Origin of the sequence: Colwellia piezophila ATCC BAA-637 (assembly GCF_000378625.1) — a bacterium.
In the GTDB taxonomy this organism is placed as follows: Bacteria; Pseudomonadota; Gammaproteobacteria; order Enterobacterales; family Alteromonadaceae; genus Colwellia; species Colwellia piezophila.
The window spans coordinates 71264-91206 of sequence record NZ_KB905175.1; the positions used below are offsets into that span (position 1 = coordinate 71264).

10 protein-coding genes are annotated in these 19943 nt (G+C 39.1%); 7 read left to right on the forward strand and 3 right to left on the reverse strand.

What is annotated here, in order from left to right; genetic code table 11:
* The first annotated feature begins 161 nt into the window (after positions 1-161).
* Complete coding sequence (locus F580_RS0121220; RefSeq protein ID WP_019029781.1) at positions 162-7691, forward strand: outer membrane protein assembly factor BamB family protein; 7530 nt, start codon at positions 162-164, stop codon at positions 7689-7691.
* 108 nt (positions 7692-7799) lie between these two features.
* Positions 7800-8873, forward strand: a complete 1074-nt coding sequence (locus tag F580_RS0121225) for an energy transducer TonB (protein ID WP_019029782.1) — start codon at positions 7800-7802, stop codon at positions 8871-8873.
* On the opposite strand, the gene F580_RS0121230 is transcribed toward F580_RS0121225, so the two are convergent.
* Entirely contained in the window at positions 8874-9605 is a 732-nt protein-coding gene (locus F580_RS0121230) for a DUF2182 domain-containing protein (protein WP_019029783.1), read from the reverse strand.
* Positions 9606-9651: 46 nt separating this feature from the next.
* Entirely contained in the window at positions 9652-10287 is a 636-nt protein-coding gene (locus tag F580_RS0121235; protein WP_019029784.1) for a DUF1326 domain-containing protein, read from the reverse strand.
* A gap of 233 nt (positions 10288-10520) precedes the next feature.
* Between F580_RS0121235 and F580_RS0121240 the strand changes: the two genes are divergently transcribed.
* Both F580_RS0121240 and F580_RS0121245 read left to right on the forward strand, forming a co-directional pair.
* Positions 10521-11327: a zinc metalloprotease gene (locus tag F580_RS0121240; protein WP_157443204.1), complete on the forward strand. Its 807-nt coding sequence runs from the start codon at positions 10521-10523 to the stop codon at positions 11325-11327.
* A gap of 78 nt (positions 11328-11405) precedes the next feature.
* Positions 11406-11783, forward strand: coding sequence for a hypothetical protein (locus F580_RS0121245; protein ID WP_019029786.1), 378 nt, complete (start codon positions 11406-11408; stop codon positions 11781-11783).
* Positions 11784-11909: 126 nt separating this feature from the next.
* Here the strand turns inward: F580_RS0121245 and F580_RS0121250 are convergent, their stop codons facing one another.
* Entirely contained in the window at positions 11910-14732 is a 2823-nt protein-coding gene (locus tag F580_RS0121250; RefSeq protein WP_019029787.1) for a bifunctional aconitate hydratase 2/2-methylisocitrate dehydratase, read from the reverse strand.
* A gap of 468 nt (positions 14733-15200) precedes the next feature.
* On the opposite strand from F580_RS0121250, the gene F580_RS0121255 reads away from it, so the two are divergent.
* Genes F580_RS0121255 through F580_RS0121265 form a run of 3 tightly spaced genes read left to right on the forward strand, consistent with a single transcriptional unit; the run spans position 15201 to position 19790 of the window.
* On the forward strand, positions 15201-16457 hold the full coding sequence (locus F580_RS0121255; RefSeq protein WP_019029788.1) for an efflux RND transporter periplasmic adaptor subunit: 1257 nt from the start codon (positions 15201-15203) through the stop codon (positions 16455-16457).
* Between the two features lie 9 nt (positions 16458-16466).
* Positions 16467-17234, forward strand: a complete 768-nt coding sequence (locus F580_RS0121260) for an ABC transporter ATP-binding protein (protein WP_019029789.1) — start codon at positions 16467-16469, stop codon at positions 17232-17234.
* Positions 17235-17288: 54 nt separating this feature from the next.
* Positions 17289-19790 carry an FtsX-like permease family protein gene (locus F580_RS0121265; RefSeq protein WP_019029790.1) on the forward strand — a complete coding sequence of 834 codons (2502 nt, stop codon included), beginning with the start codon at positions 17289-17291 and terminating at the stop codon, positions 19788-19790.
* Positions 19791-19943 lie beyond the last annotated feature (153 nt).

Genomic DNA, 19943 nt, shown 5'->3' on the forward strand with positions numbered 1-19943 from the left:
TTTTTAGCGAATATCAAGCTAGTTTTATTATGCCTAGCGTTGATTATCTCTTTAAGGACTATTTTTAATCTATTTGTTAGAAGTCATTTGCAAGTTATTGTTTAATAGGATTGTTTACTTTACAATCGTAATCAATACTCTTTTTACAAATGGATTTGTCTGTGTGTATCCCACGGTCGCTTCAAATTATATCAATTATCTTCATAACATTATTTATCACTTCATGTGGTGGTGGCAGTGATGGAGATGAGACTAAAGTTGTTAATACTCCAACTGCCGCTTTATCTGGTTCACCTGTCTTGGCGGTTAATGAGAATACACAGTACCTATTCAGAATTACTAGCCAATATTTTAATAGTGGTTCGATTAATTTTACCATTGAAAACCTACCTTCATGGGCAACCTTCGATGCGACAACAGGTGAGTTGTTAGGAACGCCTAATTTCGATCACGCTGGTATTTATTCAGCGATTAAAATTTCTGCCTCAGATGGAACAAGCAACGCCGTACTGCCAACGTTTTCGATTGAAGTGCTCAATATGAATCGTTTACCTGTAATCATAACTGCTCAGGCTGAGTACCAAGTACTAGAAAAAGAACTAATTCTCATCCCGGTTGAAATATCCGATGCAGATCTAGATGAAATGTCAGTCACTTTAGCAGATCACCCCGCGTGGCTACGTTTTGATTCAATAAGTTCTAGCTTAGTAGGTCAACCGAGTTTAACTGATTCAGGCAGTTATCAAATCAAAATTATTGTTAACGACGGCAGTGATGACTTACAAATACTGCAAGTATCCTTAATAGTAAAAGACAGTATTGAAGTGAGTGGCCAAGTTATTGATGGCTATATCAGCGGTGCTATTGTCTACCTAGATGAAAATTTTAATAGACATTTTGATGATGGCGAGATTTCTACCACAACGAACCAGGTCGGTAGTTATACTTTATTGTTGCCGGCGGATAAGTCATTGCTACTGAGTAAAGTACCGATGAGAGCTTATATCGGTGCTGGTGCTCAGGACTTATCACGTCCAGAGTTAGACTTTACGACCACCCCGTTCACTTTATCATTACCACCTATCGATACTAATTTAATTGAAAACGAACTTGTTCAAGGGGCGGTGATTTCGCCCTTTTCTGAACAAGTTTCAGCTTTAATTGATGAGAAAATACAGCTTGTTCAATCGGGCGAGTTATCGGTAAACGAACTGCAACGTTTTATCGATAATGCTAAAGTTATTATTACAAAAAAACTTATTACTGAAGGACAAATAACCCTTGAGGCAGGTCAAACAACAAATGATATTAGTGACATTATCTTTGGCGACTTTATTGAAGGAGCAGGTAATTTAGCAGGTATTATTGAGCAGGCTGAGCAGTATGTTGATTTTATTATATCTGCTCATGCCTCATCTGATTTTGATGGCGATGGTTTAACCAACGATATTGATACTGATGATGATGGTGACGGCCGTAATGACAATGTTGATTTATTCCCTTTTGACCCTAGCGAGTGGCAAGATACTGATGGCGATAATATTGGCGATAATGCCGATTTTTATCCAGATAATAGCAATTGTTATTTAGTTGGCGATGGTGATGGCGAAAATTGCTACCTAAATACGCTAGCTGAAAGCCCGTCTAACTTTATATCGGCTTCTAATGACAAGATTGCTTATTTTTATCAAGAAGATGGCACTTTAGTAACTTTTGATATTACTACTAATCACGTTATAAATACCCAACAAATTGGCAATGTAAGCTCGATGATCTTTCATCAAGATCATCAACGCCTATATGTTGGTTTAGACAGCGGTGAAATAAAGTATTTAAACCAAGAGTATGTTTTAACTGACTTTTCTTCTGTTGAGCAATGTGTAAATGCTTTAATCGATGCGGGCAGTTTGTTGATAGCGCTAGATTGTCGAGGTTATCAAGGTAACTATGTAACTTTTGCTCGAAGTGGCGAAAAATTGAGTGAAAGTAATAACTATTATGATTCTTCAAAGGTCAATGCTTGGAATAGCGTAAAAAATCGACTTTATCATTTTAGGGATGGTATCTCCCCCAATGATTTGCATTATCGTACTATTAACGGTAATGGGGAATTTGTTGATCTAGTAGAGTCACCCTACCATGGCGATTACCGCATTTCAGGCCCCATTGTTATCTCAACTGATGGCAGCAAAGTATTGCTAGGCAGCGGTGATATATACAATGCAGACTCTTTAACTTGGTTAACAGCGGTAGATGCTAATTTCACCCAAGCATTTTGGTTAGACGATGGCAGTTTAGTCACAATACTGCAGTCAAGTAATCAGGAGAATATAACGCTAAAAAGAAGGGACTCAAACCTCCGTTTGGTTGAAGTTAGACACCTCAGTGGTGAATTTAAAGCGGTTAAAGCGTTTACTGATAGTGCGTTATTAATTTTAAAGCATAATGGCTCACTTCATTTTATCGATTATTTACCCAGTGATGATAATGATAATGATGGCGTTAAGAATACCTTGGATGCATTCCCATTAGATAATTCAGCCTCGTTGGATACTGACCAAGATGGTTTCCCTGATAATTGGCATGAAGGTTTTACTGAATCATCAACAAATCTCGTTATCGATGAATACCCACTTGATTCTGCCTGTTGGTTATCGAGTCATAGTAATGGACATGGCTGTGATGTTTTAGCCACTCAGCCGCTTTTTATACCAGATAAAATAGTGTCTGATGATGCTGGCAATATTTACTTCCTCAGTTCTGTTAATAACAGAATTTACCGTTGGTTATCGGCCACCAATCAATTTACTAACCCTATTGTGATGTCATCGACTATCTATCATGATTTTGGCGATAGTCTATCTATGGCTTATTCTGCAGAACATAACCGATTATACCTCGGCTATTCATCAGGAGCGATAACTCGCTTTGATCTTGATGAATTGAAAGAGAATATGTTTGCCAATATTGGCGCTGATGTTAGGAGCTTGGCTTCAGTCGGAAATTTCCTCTTAGCGGAGAATGCCAATGGCGCCTGGAATACCCATTATATTTTGGACAAGCAGGGTGAAATAAGAGACAGCAAAGATTGGAATCGTCATTCAAGCACTTATGCATGGAATGAAATTGATTCTAGGGTGTATTCTATAGAGTTTGGTAATTTACATTATCAAAGGGTTGATCAAATACTTGGCCATATTACAGAAGAAGGTGATATTCGAGGTGATTTTGGTATTTCTCCCCCAATAAAAATTACTGCTGATGGTGAATACGCGATAACAGGAAATGGTGGTGTATATAATTTATTAAATGAAGCGTTAACTGCAAGTTTAGGGCTTCAATCTATCGATATCATTTCTATTTCTAACTTAATAGTGTCTTTAGAAAATAGTAACAATTCACCAAAGCTTAAAATTTGGCAGTTAGATGATTTGACCTTGATGGCGGAGCTAGATGTTGTTGGAACTCCGCTAGCCCTAACGCCTAATGGTGACGAGCTGAATTTAGTGACACTCTTAAGTGATGGTACACTAAATATTTCAGCTATAGGTGTTGTTGATGCTGATGGTGACGGCTTGCCGCTATGGTGGGAATCTTTATATAACTTCGATGATAATAATTCAGATGATGCTGCTTTAGATTCAGATAATGATGGTTTAATAAATCTTGAAGAGTTTGCTTTAAAAACTAACCCCATTATTGCCGATACTGATAACGATGGTCTACTTGATGGCGCTGAAGTCAATAGCCACTTTACCTCTCCTTTGCTAAATGATAGCGATCAAGATGGCTTACTTGATGGTGCAGAAGTGAATGAGCACGGCACAAACCCACTTTTAACTGACTCAGACGATGATGGTTTAACCGATAGCGAAGAAATCAATGAACATCTATCTAACCCGCTAAGCGCTGATAGTGATAATGATGGTTTATCTGATTTATATGAAATTAACAATCAGCTTGATATCAATAGTAATGATGCGAATGCTGATGCCGATAGTGATGGTTTAGTTAATATTGATGAAATGACTGAGCTAACTAACCCCAATCATGCCGATTCAGATTTAGATGGTTTAACTGATGGTGATGAAGTGCACATCTATTTAACCCAGCCGCTTAATCGTGATTCGGATGCTGATAACATGCCTGATGGTTGGGAAATAACTTATGGCTTTGACCCGCTTTCGAATAGCGATGCAGAATTAGATTTTGATAACGATAGTTACGCTAACTCTCTGGAGTTCTTCTTAACAACGGATCCTACGGATATCAACGATATTCCCGCCCCTAAACTGTGGAATAGCTATCAAGGCAATGCTGATCATTCAGGATTTTCTGCAATTACTATTGCACCAGAAAATCTATCTGTACGTTGGTCTGTGGTAATCCCTTCGGTTAACGGCTTAAACCCTGTCGTTGCCGCTAATGGTAAAGTATTTGCCACCAGTAATGGTAATAACAGTGAGCAATTTGTCTTTGGCATTAATGCTGTCAATGGCATTGTGGCTTGGCAGCAAAGCTATGACAACAGTCATTCTATAAATGCTCCCGCTTTGCATAATGGCAAAGTCTATTTTCAAACAAGGGAAGACAACAACTCTTATCTACGCGCTTTAAATGCAGGGAATGGTGAAAGTATCTTTGCTGCTAGTTATGGTAACCAATGGTCACGTTATAAAGCGCCTACTATTTTTGATAATGACATATATGTTGCTGGTGGCACTTATGGAGGCAGTTATAAGTTTGATGGCTCAACAGGGCAAGAGTTGTGGTTTCAAACGTTAGCTCAGTGTGATAATTGGACTCCAGCAGTTGATAGTGAACATGTGTTTTACTTTTCAGATGGCTTTGTCATCGCGGATAAATCAACGGGATTGGCAGTTCAAAAGAATGAAGCGCTCAATATAAGCTGTCAAACACCGATATTAACCGGACAAAATACTGCGTTAGTTATCTCGGGATATAACCTTTATGCTTTTGATAGCAGATCAGCAGAAAATATCTGGAGCATTGAAACTAATGACTATTACAGTCGATTTATCGGCACACCTTCAGTTGCATTAGGTAAAATTTATGCTAATAGATCTGGTAGCTTAACCGTACTCGACCAGTTTTCAGGTGCAGAACTTTGGAGTTGGCGTCCACAAAATAATGCTCAGTTACAGGGCAATGTTGTACTCACCTTGAACCTTGCGTTTGTGCAAGACGGGGTAAATACCTATGCCATTGACTTAAATACTCATGAGCAAGTATGGAGTTACCCTGTTTCTGGAGTAGTATCTCTGTCTGTAGAAGGTGCACTTTATATTGCTGGAACAAACGGGGTCTTAACGGCTATTGATTTTGGTCATGACAGTGATAGTGATGGCATTGATGATTGGTGGGAAAATTTATATGGTTTGGATAGCCAAGATGGTTCAGATGCCGCCCTCAACGCTGATTCTGATGCGCTTTCAAACTTAGAGGAATTTCAACACGCTACCGACCCAACCAATAGTGACTCGGATAACGATGGTTTAAGTGACTCAGATGAAGTTAATGTGCACTTATCTAACCCATTAAGTAGTGATAGCGATAAAGATGGCATGCCCGATGCTTGGGAAGTTAGCCAAAGCTTGAATTTACTTGATGGTAACGATGCGCTTTTAGATGCCGATGATGATGGTATTTCTAATCTGGATGAATATTCTGAACAAACAGACCCACATGATGGAAATTCAATACCTAACATTATTGAGACCTTACTTCTTTCATTTGAAGATGCCATTTTACCCATTGATTGGCTTATTGATGATGCACTTGCCAGTAGCTGGGGAGTAAGTAACCTGGAAAGCTCTGATGGTGACTATAGCATCTTCTCTGCAGGTCAATCAGCTATCTCATTCAGTGGTTATTTTAATGGTAATAATTTAACTTTTGACGTAAAAAGCAATTGTCAAAGCAGTTCATACATCTCTGTTTATATTGATGATGAACTAAATCAACGAATCCGTTTCGATGAAAGTTGGCAATCAGTAGTTGCGGTGATACCTAGGGGTAGGCATACAGTTGCTTTTAAAGTCGATAACTGCGGTGTGTATTTAGATAATCTTCAATTTACTCCGCTATTAAATTTATTCGAGCAGGGTGTGCAAAACGTTACCTTAGCTAACCAAAAATTGTATTTATATGATTTTGACCAACAGTTGCTTAGCTCAATTAACGTTCCAGTAATGGATTATAATGCCAGAGATTTAACCGTGTTAGCTGATGGACGTATCGCTGTTTTTAATGGCGTATTTTCACCATCGCTTTCTATTTATAATCCCATTCATGCCACTTGGCACCATAAAAGCTATGATGGCTGGGGCATTGTAAATAATGGCACTTATGGCGGCATAGCGCACTTTAATAACTATGTTTATGTTACCGATATGTCTATTTCAGGTAGTGATACCGCTGGCATTGTGCGCTTTAATTTAGATAACAATTCAGAGCAGTTCTTCGCTGGTGGCGAATATATCGATATAACACTTGGCCAAGATAATATGCTCTATGCACTTTCTGGCTATCAAGTGGATAAATATGACCCTGACACTATGGAATTAATGAGCAGCTTTACCGTGAGTGAAGCTAGAGCTATCGCCGTTGATACTCATAGTAATATTTATACCGCCTCGTGGAATGGCGTAATTAAACAGTATGATGCCGGTGGCATAGAAACTCAGCAGCTAAATATTACCGACTTCTATGATTATGCGGTATCAGCTTCTTTTTACGATATGAATATTAATGACCAAAATAATCTGTTGCTAACAAATCGAAATCAGCAAGTATTATTGGTTTTTGGTGATTTGAGTAATATTGAATTACAAGATGAAAGTTTCAAAGGCTATTTTTTAGCGCAAGTACCCATTATAGATGTTGATAATGACGGCATGCCTTTATGGTGGGAGTCAAAGTTTGGCCTGAATGATAATGATGCAACTGATGCAATCACTGATTTAGATAGTGATGGTTTAATCAATATTGAAGAGTTTCAGTCACTTACCTTGCCAAATAATATTGATACCGATGAGGATGGATTAAATGACTTCGAAGAAGTCTATAGCTATTTGACCAAACCCATAGTGTCGGACACTGATGGTGATGGATTAACGGATGGCGCTGAGGCGCTCGAATACTTTACCAATCCTCTGGTAGTGGACAGTGATGGTGATCTGTTTAGTGATGGCGATGAAATTAATATTTATAGTACCGATCCCAATGATATTGATTCTCAACCCACAGCGATAAATCAAGCAAATATTACTTTTGAATCAGTCACCCTGCCAAATGATTGGACCCATGGTAGTGATACCAATGCGCAGTGGACTATTGAAAATATAGCGCAAACTGGGAGTGAGAACTATGCACTTCGCTCAGGCGATATTAGTGATAATCAGATAAGCAGCATTGTTTGGCAAAATGTTTTTTCTGCAGGCACATTGAGTTTTGAAGTAAAGGTGAGTTCTGAGTCATGTTGTGACCGCTTTTATTTACTGGTAGATGGGAATGTGGTTGAAAATACCGTTTCTGCAGACTGGCAAACGCTAACAACAGAGTTATCACATGGCCAGCACGTTATTGAGTTTCGTTATCAAAAAGATGGCAGTGTCAGCAGAGGTGATGATACGGTATGGGTAGATAACATTATTTTTAACAGCAATTAAAACATCATATCGTGATGTTTTATTGTTGCCTGCAGAGTCTTGTTAAAACCAACTTCATTGTCGGTTTTTAACTAAATATAGCCTGTAATTAAATCAAAGGATGGACAGATGAAAAAATTATTGATCATTATAGTGTTATTGCCTCTACTAACGTTGACCAATGCAGCACGAGCACAAGAAAATAGCATTAATACCGATGACATTGAAAATATCTCTAAATACCTCTCTACCATTACTACTCCTGAGCCAATAAAGCGAGTAAACCCTAAATACCCATTATCAGCTGCTAGAAATGGCAGGGAGGGTTGGGCTATTTTAAGTTTTGTTATAAACGAAGAGGGTAGAGTAGAAGATATTATTGTAAAAGATAGCTCAGGTAGTCAAGATTTTATTAAAGAGTCTAAAAAGGCGGCTAAAAAGTGGCGCTATAAACCTGCTTTTTCAAATGGAAAAGCTATTCAGCAATGTGTAAATACAGTTCAATTAGATTTTAGAATGAGTGGCGGTGGTACCAAAGGTGTTAGCCGTAAGTTTAAAGGTAAATATACCAAAGCTGTCGACGCACTAGAAGCCAAGGACTTTAAAGAGCTAGATAAACTTTTAGCTAAGATGCAAAAGAACAGATCTATGCACTTATCTGAGTATAATTATCTTCAATTATTATCAGCTGATTATGCCAAGGTGCAAGGGGATAAAGATAAACAGTTAAAGTATTTGAGCCGCGTAGCTAAGGCATTGGGGCGTTTAAGTGATGAAAAACAAAAATTATCAGTACTTTACCAGGTGTTTAACTTAGAGATTGAATTAAATGAGTTTAAAGCCGCGTACGCAACTTATGAAAGGTTGAAAAAGCTTCCTGTAGCTGAACCCTATCTTGCGCAATTTGCCGAAACCATTGATAAAGTGGATATGCTTATTGCCGGAGATAAAAATCTTGTCATAGCTGGCGATATCAAAGAAGATTTCTGGACGACGGCCTTAGTAAGAAAGGAATTTTCACTCACAGAAATTAAAGGCTCATTGCATACCTTGGATGTACGCTGTGCTAATAAACGTCACCAATATACCATTGAAAAGCATAGTACTTGGAAGTTACCAACTAGCTGGGAGAATTGTAGTATTTATGTCTATGGTGAGCCGAACACTAGCTTTAAATTAGTGGAACATCCACTAAGTATTTAATCACTCTATCGCTAAATATATTGCCAATAACACTAACATTGCTCCTATTACCTTGCTAAATAAAGCGCCTTGAGGAGCTGTTTTTTCAATAGCAACGAGTAGTGTTAGGGCAAAAATCCATTGTAAACTCATCACCCCAAAAACCAATAACAATGCCATTAACGCCCAGCAGCAACCAAGGCAATATTGACCATGGCTAAAGCCCATTTTAATAGCGCCTTTAATTCCTTCTTGCCAAGAAGACGTTAAGAATCCAAGGGGTGAACGACAATGGTTTAAGCAGCGTTGCTTAATAGGTAGCCATTGATAAACACCCGCTAATAAAAGTATTAAGCAAGTAAATTCAAGCTGAGCGCTTTTCATCATTGGCGTTAATAACGCTAAATGATGAAACCACCATTGCAGAATAGTGATGGCAAAACTGTAACTACACCAAGCGAGTAAATAACCCAAAATAAAGTAAAAGCTTGCTGCGTATGGTGCCTTTCTAGCTTGACGCTGACGGTTTATCTTTTCGATTAAATATATTACCGGCAGGGCTGAAGGTAACATCATGCCTGCCATCATTATTGCCCACATTAAAAATAACATGGCAATATCTAAGTAGTTCCACTGAGCGACAGGAGCCATATTCATTGTCATCAGAAAAAACATGTAATACCAAGCGGCAAAGATAATGGTTAACACCAAATATATTGGCCACTGTTTTACTCGTTGAATTGCCCTGAGCATTCGGGGGAACCCTTGTGGTGAAATTATCAATGGTTGTCAATTATTATCAGTTGGCCCAATTCACTTCGGCTTTTGCGGCAAAGAGACCAACATGATTAAACGACAACATATTATGTTTTATCGACATCGCTTTAGTTGTGCCAATGATGCCATCGTTCCAAAAGAAACCGCCATCAGGGTAGGTGATATGGACATTCTGATCTTCACCATTCATCGGGTTGATTAACGGCGTATGCTCAACCTCAATGACATCAACGATACTAAAGCTAGAATGTTTATTATCTATGTTCATTTGAATATCAGCCACGATAGGCCCTTCTAGTTCAGAAAATGTTCCTGCCAGTGCTTCAAAGGGCATACCACCAAACTGGCCGGTGAAAATATTAGCAATGGCACCTATTTGCTCAGTAGAGGCGGCAGAGTCTATAAATAATATGGCTTTGCCATCACCTTGATGGATGGCTTTGGGCCACGCTGCGGCAAATATGACTTTAATATCACTTAAATCTAAATCGTCCAAATGGCCTGTCTTGATATAGAAACCTAATAAGGCTTCACAACTGCCAGCGTCACTGTCAGGAAAACCTGAAAACTGACATCCACAGCCATGGCTACAGTTGCAACATTCAATTTGATGCATAGACAGCGACCAGTTGTTTTCTTGCTCTTGTTCAGTAGACATGATGGTCTCCTGATGTTGAAGATTGATTTATAAGTATAGGTTGTTTTTTTGTATCGTGACTTTTGAGGTAAGTTGATAATGCAGAGGAAGTGTAAGTTAATGAGTCGTAGGGGGGGGGGAGCTTATTCATGTAAGGAAGATATTCTTGCGGTCTTTACTATACTCAAATAAAGGTGATTACAAGGTAAGATATACTAATGAAAGCATTCATAATTGACTAAATATGAGGTTTTATGATGAAAACATTACTCTTTTTTTTGACAAGCTTAATATCAATATCGGCATCAGCAGATAATTCATGGGGCACTTATCATTGGGCTAGAGAAAGTAGCTCTTTTGAATTGGAACTCATTAATAGTACCACTAGCAACTGGGATGATTATGTAACTCAAGCTGTTGGTGATTGGAGTGCCTCTCCTGAAGTGACCTTGGTTGAAGATACTAATGGGGGCACGAGTAAAAAGATTCGTCGACAATGCCGAGCACCAAAGGGTGGGCTACGTATATGCAATTTAGCTTATGGGCAAACTGGCTGGTTAGGTATAGCGGGTATTTCATTGGATGCTAATGGTCATATTAGTCAAGGGTATACCAAGTTAAATGATAGTTATTTTTCACTCAGTTATTATGACAAAGCTAGTTGGAAGCAAAGTGTTACTTGCCAGGAGTTAGGACATAATTTGGGTTTAGATCATCAAGATGAAGATTTTGATAATAAAACACTCTTTTCTTGCATGGATTACCAAGATCCGCCTTTTCCTTACCCAAACGGCCATGATTATCAGCAAATAGCTGATATATACGGTCACTCAGATAGTTACGATTCATATAGTCAAACAGATGAAGGGTCTTCATCTGATGGCGGCAGTTGTAATGCACCGAAAGGCAAGGGTTGTAATAAAGCCAACTTTTCAGGGAATAATGGTGAAATTGGTTGGGGGAACTCGCTTGGTAGGCGAGGTAATAGTGAAGTGTTTTTACGCGTTGATCATAATGGCATAAGACATTTAACTCATGTCACTTGGGCGAAAGGACACTAGCTAAGCCGAGTAATTCGTATTTTGTCATAGCCTTATAATTTGCTAAATTATAAGGCTAAATTTTAAGGAGAGTAATGCATGACATTGCGAAACACCAAACTAATACGCCAATATACATTAGCTATGTTATGTTCTTTTTTGTTTGCAGGTTGTGCAGGAGCCAATATTACCATGCTTGGGCAAGTCCAATCTGAGTGGGACTTTGATCACCAGTTACAATTTAAAAGAACGCAATTTGATGAAAACCATTATCAATTAGAAGTTATCTCAAATCAGAACATTAATTTCGAACGCCTATCCGCATTTTTATTGCGCCGTAGTTATTTAATTTGTGGTCAATATGGCTACAAACTTGAATTAATTAAGGGCGTTGAGAGCTTTGATTTTCCGCTGGCATCACCTAATTTAATCATGCCAAACTTAACCGCTAAGCTTGAGTGTCCATTAAGTAATTAATCTTGTTGGTAATAATATCTAGGCAAAAAAAATGGGGGCTACTTATAAAAGTAGCCCCCATTATTTATTTCTTTAACTAGTAAAATAGAGCGCCTAGCTAGCGCCTAATTAGCTCCTAGTTAGGAACTAGACTATTTTAATTGCTACAGCTTCACCGGTGAACTTAGTGCTCAGCTCATGTGTCGGTGGAGTGAACTTAGTTAAGTTAATACCGTCTACAGCACTTTTGTACTCTGCAAGAGTAGGGAAGCGACCCAGCATAGTTGCAAGTACAACAAGAGGTGTTGAACCCAATAATGATTCACCTTTCTTCTCTGCAGTATCTGCTACTACACGACCTTGGAACAAACGTGTAGAAGTAGCAATTACCGTATCGCCTGGTTCAGCTTTCTCTTGGTTACCCATACATAAGTTACAACCTGGGCGTTCAAGGTACATGATGTTTTCGTACTTAGTACGAGCAGCACCTTTGGGATGTGCATCATCGAATTCAAAACCTGAATACTTTTGTAAAATGTCCCAGTCACCTTCAGCTTTAAGCTCATCAACAATGTTGTAGGTTGGTGGCGCGACAACTAAGGGTGCTTTAAATTCTATCTTCTGACCTTGCGCTTCCATGTTACGCAACATTTGCGCGATGATTTGCATATCGCCTTTATGAACCATACAAGAACCAACAAAACCTAAATCAACTGATTTATCCGTGTAAAATGAAACAGGGCGAATAACATCATGGGTATAACGCTTAGATAGATCATCATTGTTTACGTCAGGATCAGCAATCATTGGCTCATCAATAGCATCTAAATCAACAACCACTTCTGCGTAATACTTAGCGGTATCATCTGGTGCTAATGCAGGTGTAGTGCCTGATTTGATGCCTTCGATACGTTTGTCAGCTAAAGCAATTAAACCGGTAAGAGTTTTTGCTGTGTTTTCCATACCCTTATTGATCATTATTTGGATACGGCTTTTGGCTAGTTCAAGTGATTGAACTAAAGTGTCATCTTCAGAAATACAGATAGACGCTTTTGCTTTCATCTCTGCAGACCAATCGGTAAATGTGAATGCTTGGTCAGCTAATAAAGTACCAATATGTACTTCAATCACACGACCTTGGAAAACATTTTCGCCACCAAATTGCTTAAGCATTTGCAATTGTGTTGCGTGCACGACATCACGGAAATCCACATGGTCTTGCATATTACCTTTAAAGGTTACTTTAACTGATTCAGGGATTGGCATAGCCGCTTCACCCGTTGCTAATGCGATCGCCACTGTACCTGAGTCGGCACCAAACGCTACGCCTTTAGACATACGAGTATGCGAATCACCACCGATGATGATAGCGCGGTCGTCTATGGTAATATCATTCAATACTTTATGAATAACATCTGTCATTGGCAGGTAAGCGCCTTTAGGATCACGAGCCGTGATAAGACCAAACTTATTCATAAAGCTCATAAGCTTAGGAATGTTCGCTTTTGCTTTGCTATCCCATACCGATGCGGTGTGGCAACCAGACTGGTAAGCACCGTCAACGAGTGGAGAAATAGTAGAAGCAGCCATCGCTTCTAACTCTTGGCATGTCATTGGGCCTGTGGTGTCCTGAGAACCAATAATGTTCACTGTGACGCGCACGTTAGAACCTGCATGTAATGGAGTTTCTGAAGCAACACCAACTGCGTTACGGTTAAATATTTTTTCAACAGCAGTTAAACCTTGACCTTCATGTGAGATCTCTTTAGATGCTGCGTAAACAGCAGGTACTTCAACGCCCAAAGTTTCTGCCGCAAATGTTTGTAATTTCTTACCGAATGTAACCGCGTAAGAACCACCTGCTTTCATGAATTCCACTTTTTGTGGAGTGAATGCTGAAGATACGTCAACTAATTCTTTATCACCGTTATATAACTTCTGCGCTTTAGTATCGATAGTTAATACAGTACCCGTAGCTACCGAGTAAGCTTCTTCTAGCACTGCATCGCCATTTTTATCAACAACATTGTTGCCATTAGCATCTACTTTCTTAACCCAGTTTTTAAGGTCAAGACCAATACCACCAGTTACATCAACAGTAGTCAGGAAGATAGGAGCGATGCCGTTAGTACCTGCAACAACTGGGGCAATGTTAATAAATGGTACGTAAGGACTTGCTTTTTTACCCGCCAATAGTGCAACGTTGTTAACACCAGACATACGAGAAGAGCCAACACCCATAGTGCCTTTTTCTGCGATAAGCATTAGTTTAGCTTTAGGGTGCTTAGCTTGTAATGCTTGTATTTCTGCTTGAGCTTCTGGCGTGATCAAACACTTGCCGTGTAATTCACGGTCAGCACGAGAGTGAGCTTGATGACCAGGAGAAAGTAAGTCAGTTGATATGTCACCTTCACCGGCAATATAAGTAACAACTTCAATTTTATCGGCTATTTCTGGCAGCTTAGTGAAAAACTCAGCTTGTGCGTAGCTTTCAAGAATATCTTTGGCAATTGCATTGCCCGCTTTAAACGCTGTGGCAAGACGAGCGGTATCAGCGTCGTATAGAAATACTTGAGTTTTTAATACTTCAGCTGCTGGTTTTGCAACTGATGCGTCATCAGACTGTGTTAGGTCAATAAGCGCTAAATCAAGAAGCACTTCAATTGAAGGACCGCCTTTCATGTGAGACAACAATTCAAAAGCATACGTAGGGGTAATTTCTGCTAGTACGAATTCAGCTAAGATGATTTCTTTTAGGAAAGTCGCTTTTACCCCAGCTGCGCTGGTCGTTCCCGGCAAGGTGTTATATATAAAAAAGTTAAGGGAATCTTCGCGATGCTCATTTGCGACATCTTTAATTTGAGCAATAATCTCAGATAATAATTCCGCGCCATCAATTGGCAATGGAGCCAATGCTAGATCATTTTTACGACTTTCAATTTCTTTAATGTATTCTATATATAGACTCATTTAAAACTCTCTCTCTAGTTCTAAGGCGCTAATAACATTGTCATCATTAGCTTGGACAAATTTTATTTCTATTATCTCTATTTTACCTGATTTTCTAAGCACTACTAATCATTTGGTTAAATAAGCACTATTCATGTTGATTATAGTTGGTAGTGGATATAGTTATAGTGGTTATACCACTTTGCTGGTAACATTTTCTCTTCAATCAATGTCTTGCCTAAAGGCGTTTTTGTTTTTGAATGAATCAATAAAGCATTACTGACCAAAGCATTATGTTCTCTCAATTTTTTTTATTAGTAACTGCCAATTTCGAAATCGAAATTACCTCTCAATAACCTCGTCTCGATATCGAGACTAAATGTGCTTAGTTGTAACTGAAATGTAATCAACTGTCTGTATTTAATCATTAATTTATAATTGGTATGGCGATTGCTCTAACAAGACCATGAATTATTAATTGGCTTAGTTATGGATATTGTTCGCTCGAAGCAGAAGAAAAAAATTAATGTTAAGCACTGGTTTTCTATTGCGGCTATCTGTGGTGTTGCACTTACCTTGATAGTAAACCTCTCAGGCAACACATCAGCATACCATGTTGATAAATCGGAATTATTGCTTGCTCAAGTACAGCGTGGTCAACTCAATATAAGCGTCCGAGGTGTTGGCGTGCTAGTGCCGAAAGATATTCGCTGGGTAGCGACCAATGTTGACGGCCGGGTGGAACGTATCCTCATCAAAGCTGGCGCTAAGGTAAAAAAGGGTGATTTATTACTGGAGTTATCTAACCCACAATTAGTACAGCAACTAGAAGAAACCAAGTGGCAATTAGAAGAGATGGTCGCCGAAACGAATGCACTCAACGCCTCGTTAGCCTCAGAGTTATTAGATCAAGAAGCCGCGGTCATTAATGAAAAATTGAATCATCAACGAGCGTTACTCACCTATACCGCCCAGAAAAAATTGTTAGACCAAGGCACAGTCGCTGTCTCACATATTGCTCATGAAGAAGTAAAAATAGATGTAGCGCAATATAAAGAGCGTTGGCAGCTAGAAATAAAACGTTTAAATAAAAAACAAGAAAGTTTAGCTGCACAAGCAAAAGCTTATCAAGCCAGACTTAATCGCATGCATAAAATATATCAAAGAGCGCAGCAGCAAGTTGAGTCTTTAAAAGTACATGCCACCATGGACAGTATTGTACAAGCGATGCCAATGGAACTTGGCCAACGGGTCTTAATGGGCAGTAATCTTGCCCGGTTAGCGCGCAGCGGAGAATTTATTGCTGAGCTGCGTATCCCGGAAAAACAAATTAAAGATGTCGAACTTGGTCAAGCAGTCATAGTAGATACCCGCAATAGTAAGATCGTTGGCATTGTACAGCGCATAGATCCCATTGTTAATAATGGCTCAGTACAAGTTGATATAGAGCTTATTGGTGATATGCCAAAAGATGCTCGTCCTGATCTCACCGTCAATGGTGTTATCGCCATTGCTAATATAGCAGATACACTTTTTGTTAAACGGCCTATGTTTGCTAATGAACATAGCGAAGCTTTTGCTTATGTACTTGCAGCAGACGGTAGCCAAGCAGATAAAGTACGCATTCACTTTGGTCAAACATCTACACAATATATTCAAATAACATCAGGCTTAACGGTAGGAAATAATATTATTATTTCTGATATTTCAGCTTGGGAAAAACTACAAACTATTAGCGTAAATTAGGAGCAGGTGATGAAAAGCAATAATAATACCAACAATACAACTGATATAAGTAATGCAGAAAAGGCGACACAAGTTTTAGTGGAGCTGCATGAGATTAAGAAAATTTTTTATACCGATGATGTTGAAACCCACGCACTCAATAATATCAATTTAACGATCAATAAAGGTGAATACTTATCTATTTCGGGTCCTTCAGGCTGCGGTAAGTCGACCTTGTTATCCTTATTGGGCTTATTAGATAATTCCAGCAGTGGTCGTTATACCTTAGCAGGACATGATGTCTCAGATTTAAATCGAGATGAACGTTCAGCGATTAGAAATAAAGAAATAGGTTTTATCTTTCAAGCTTTTAACTTAATCAGTGATTTAACCGTAGCAGAAAATGTTGAATTGCCACTAACATATCGCAGCGATTTTGATGCCAAACAGCGTGCAGTTATGGTGAATACAGCCTTAGAAAAAGTGGATATGTTACACCGCGCCGATCATTTCCCTTCACAACTTTCCGGTGGCCAGCAGCAACGTGTTGCTGTAGCCCGCGCTATTTCGGCCAAACCCTCTATTATTCTTGCCGATGAGCCAACGGGTAATTTAGACTCGAAAAATGCCCAAATCGTTATGGCGTTATTGGATCAATTACATCAAGAAGGGGCAACTATTTGTATGGTAACTCATGACCCGCGCTCTGCAGCAAGAGCTGAACGTATGATAGAGGTATTTGATGGCAAGATAGTCGCTGATCAACTCAGCCAAACACCTACAGCCATTGCGGTGTAATTTATCTATTTTTAGCTTTTATCATTACTCTTAACTAGAGACGAGGATTTTCAGGTGTCTATAACTCTTGATATAAAATATGCAGCTAGGCTGCTCCATAAAAAACCAGTTTTTACTGCCCTAACCGTTTTTATTGTTGCCATCGGTTTGGGACTTACTTTATATACCTATTCTTTACTGAGCAGCTTGGTATTTAAACCTTTATTATTAAATAAAGAAGCGCCGGTTATTTCCATTGAAGCGGAATATAATCAAAGTCATCTATTTAGAATTGGCGTTGATGCCTTTGATTTTTTAACGATAAGAAATGAAATGGATGCCATTGCTGAATTTGGTGTTTATGAAGAAGGTACCGCGCTTATTGGACAATCTCAGCAGAACTCAGCAACCCGTAAATATAATTCGGTACGTATTGAGTGGAATGTTTTTGAGTTTGCTGGCGTAAAACCTATTATGGGTCGGGCTTTAAAGGCGGCAGATCACTTTGAAGGGGCTGAGCCTGTGGTCGTACTAGGTTACGACATATGGCAGCATTACTTTTTAGCACAAGAAGATATTGTTGATAGCATTATCTTAGTTAATGCCATTGCTACCAGAGTTGTAGGCATTATGCCGGCCGGCTTTTCTTTTCCGACAGTCGCCCAGCTTTGGCAGCCGATAGAACAAAACATGTTAACACCAACAGACAGAAGTCGCAGTTGGCTATTTGCTTACGCTAGGTTAAAAAAAGAAGTGTCGTTTGATGCTTTCTCCCAAGAGTTGGCTTTACTCAACAAAAAAGTGGTCAAAGATTTACCCGATAATATGCGCTGGCGACTTGATGATTTCGAGGGTTACTTAAGAGCAGTGCCTTATAAAGAAGCGAGTATCACCCAGTTCTATTCAATATTTATCACCATGGCAGTTGTAGTAGTACTTATTTTATTATTGGCCTGTATTAATGTCGGTAATTTATTACTCGCCCGAGTGAATGAAAGATTTAAAGAAGTCGCCATACGCGTTGCCTTGGGTGTACCGCGTAATCGTTTGATATTACAAATGTTACTTGAAAGTATTTTTATTTGCACCGTTGGTGGCTTCTTAGCCGTATTAATTGCAGGTTGGGGTTTAGAATTAAGCAACAGTGTTTTTGATCAAATGTTTCTAGTGAATGCAGCAAAACCATTTTGGTGGCATGTCAGTTTAGATGCTGATGCTATTATTTTATTGATTTTGTCTGTTATCGCTATGATAGCCATTACCGGGTTTATCCCTGCATGGCGAGCACTTTCGGGTGATTTTAATGCTGTATTAAGAGATGGTACTCGCGGATCACAAGGAAAAAAGGCCGCCAGAGCTAGCCAAATCCTAGTGATCAGTGAAATATTGTTATCTTGTGTGGTACTTGTTATTGCGACAATATTATTATCAACCAGTTATTCAGCAGGACAAGCTGATTACGGTGTTGATACCAAAAACAGAATTACTGCAACGGTAGAATTACCTGAAGAAAGTTACCCAATTCGCCGGGATACCGAGTTTGAATTAGAGGATACTCTTAAAAGAACAGCCTTCTATTATCAACTAAAAGACACCTTAGAGCAGATGCCTAATATTGAAGGGGTAGCTTTTATGAGCCAGTTACCTGGTACAGGCGAAGGGGCAAGCTTCTTTGAAATAGAAGGAAGAGCTGCAGCGGTATATAACGAAAACCCCTATTCAAACAATGAGGTAGTTTCTCGTGATGCTTGGCAAGCGCTAGGTATGACAGTGTTAAGTGGTCGAGACTTTAATCAAAGTGATATCAGTGAAGAAATTGATACCATCATTATTAATGAATCCATTGCCCAAGACTTCTTCCCAGATGGTGATGCTGTTGGCCAACGTGTTCGTCGTGCTTTTAGAAATCCAGATGCAGATAGAGAAGGTGGTTGGCAAACCATAGTGGGTGTGGTTTCTGATACTTATCATGGCTCAGCTATGCGCACGTCTAGTGAGCAATATAGCTCTTATTTTATGTTAGACAATATCGGTTTCAACTGGATTGATATGGCGATTCATTATTCAGGCTCACAAGCATTAGCGGAAAAATCGCTACAACAAGCCATTAATCAGGTGAATAGCAACGCGACGGCCTATCACATACAAAGTTACGATGAGCTAATCTCACAACCAATGATTTTAGTCTCGGCCATTTCGAAAGTCTTTTTATTATGTGGTGTTATTGCAGTATTTTTAGCCGCAAGTGGTATTTATGCGGTTGCCGCCAACAGTATTAGTCAACGTACCCAAGAAATTGGCGTACGCCGAGCGCTTGGCGCCAGCGATAGTAACATTATGCAATTATTTATGAAAAAAGCACTTTGGCAATTAGTTTTTGGTTTGAGTATCGGCATTACTTTATCACTTTTGGTGGTCAATCAAATGACAGATACCATGGTGATAAACCAGGGCAGTTATATAGTTGGTTTAATTGCGATACCTTTATTAATCATCATTATGGTGCTGGTTGCCACCTATGTACCGACCCGGAAAGTGGTGTTAATGGAGCCAAGTGATGCGCTGCATCATGATTAATAATATCGAATTTATGTTGCATAAGTTCCGGATAAGTACTGATTAAATGCACTTTTAGCAGAAACCCAGGTAATACTTTGATAAAGTTATAAAGTATTACCTGGAACAGTCTCACTTTGAAAACTAATATTTCGAAAAGTAAGACCTAAAAAC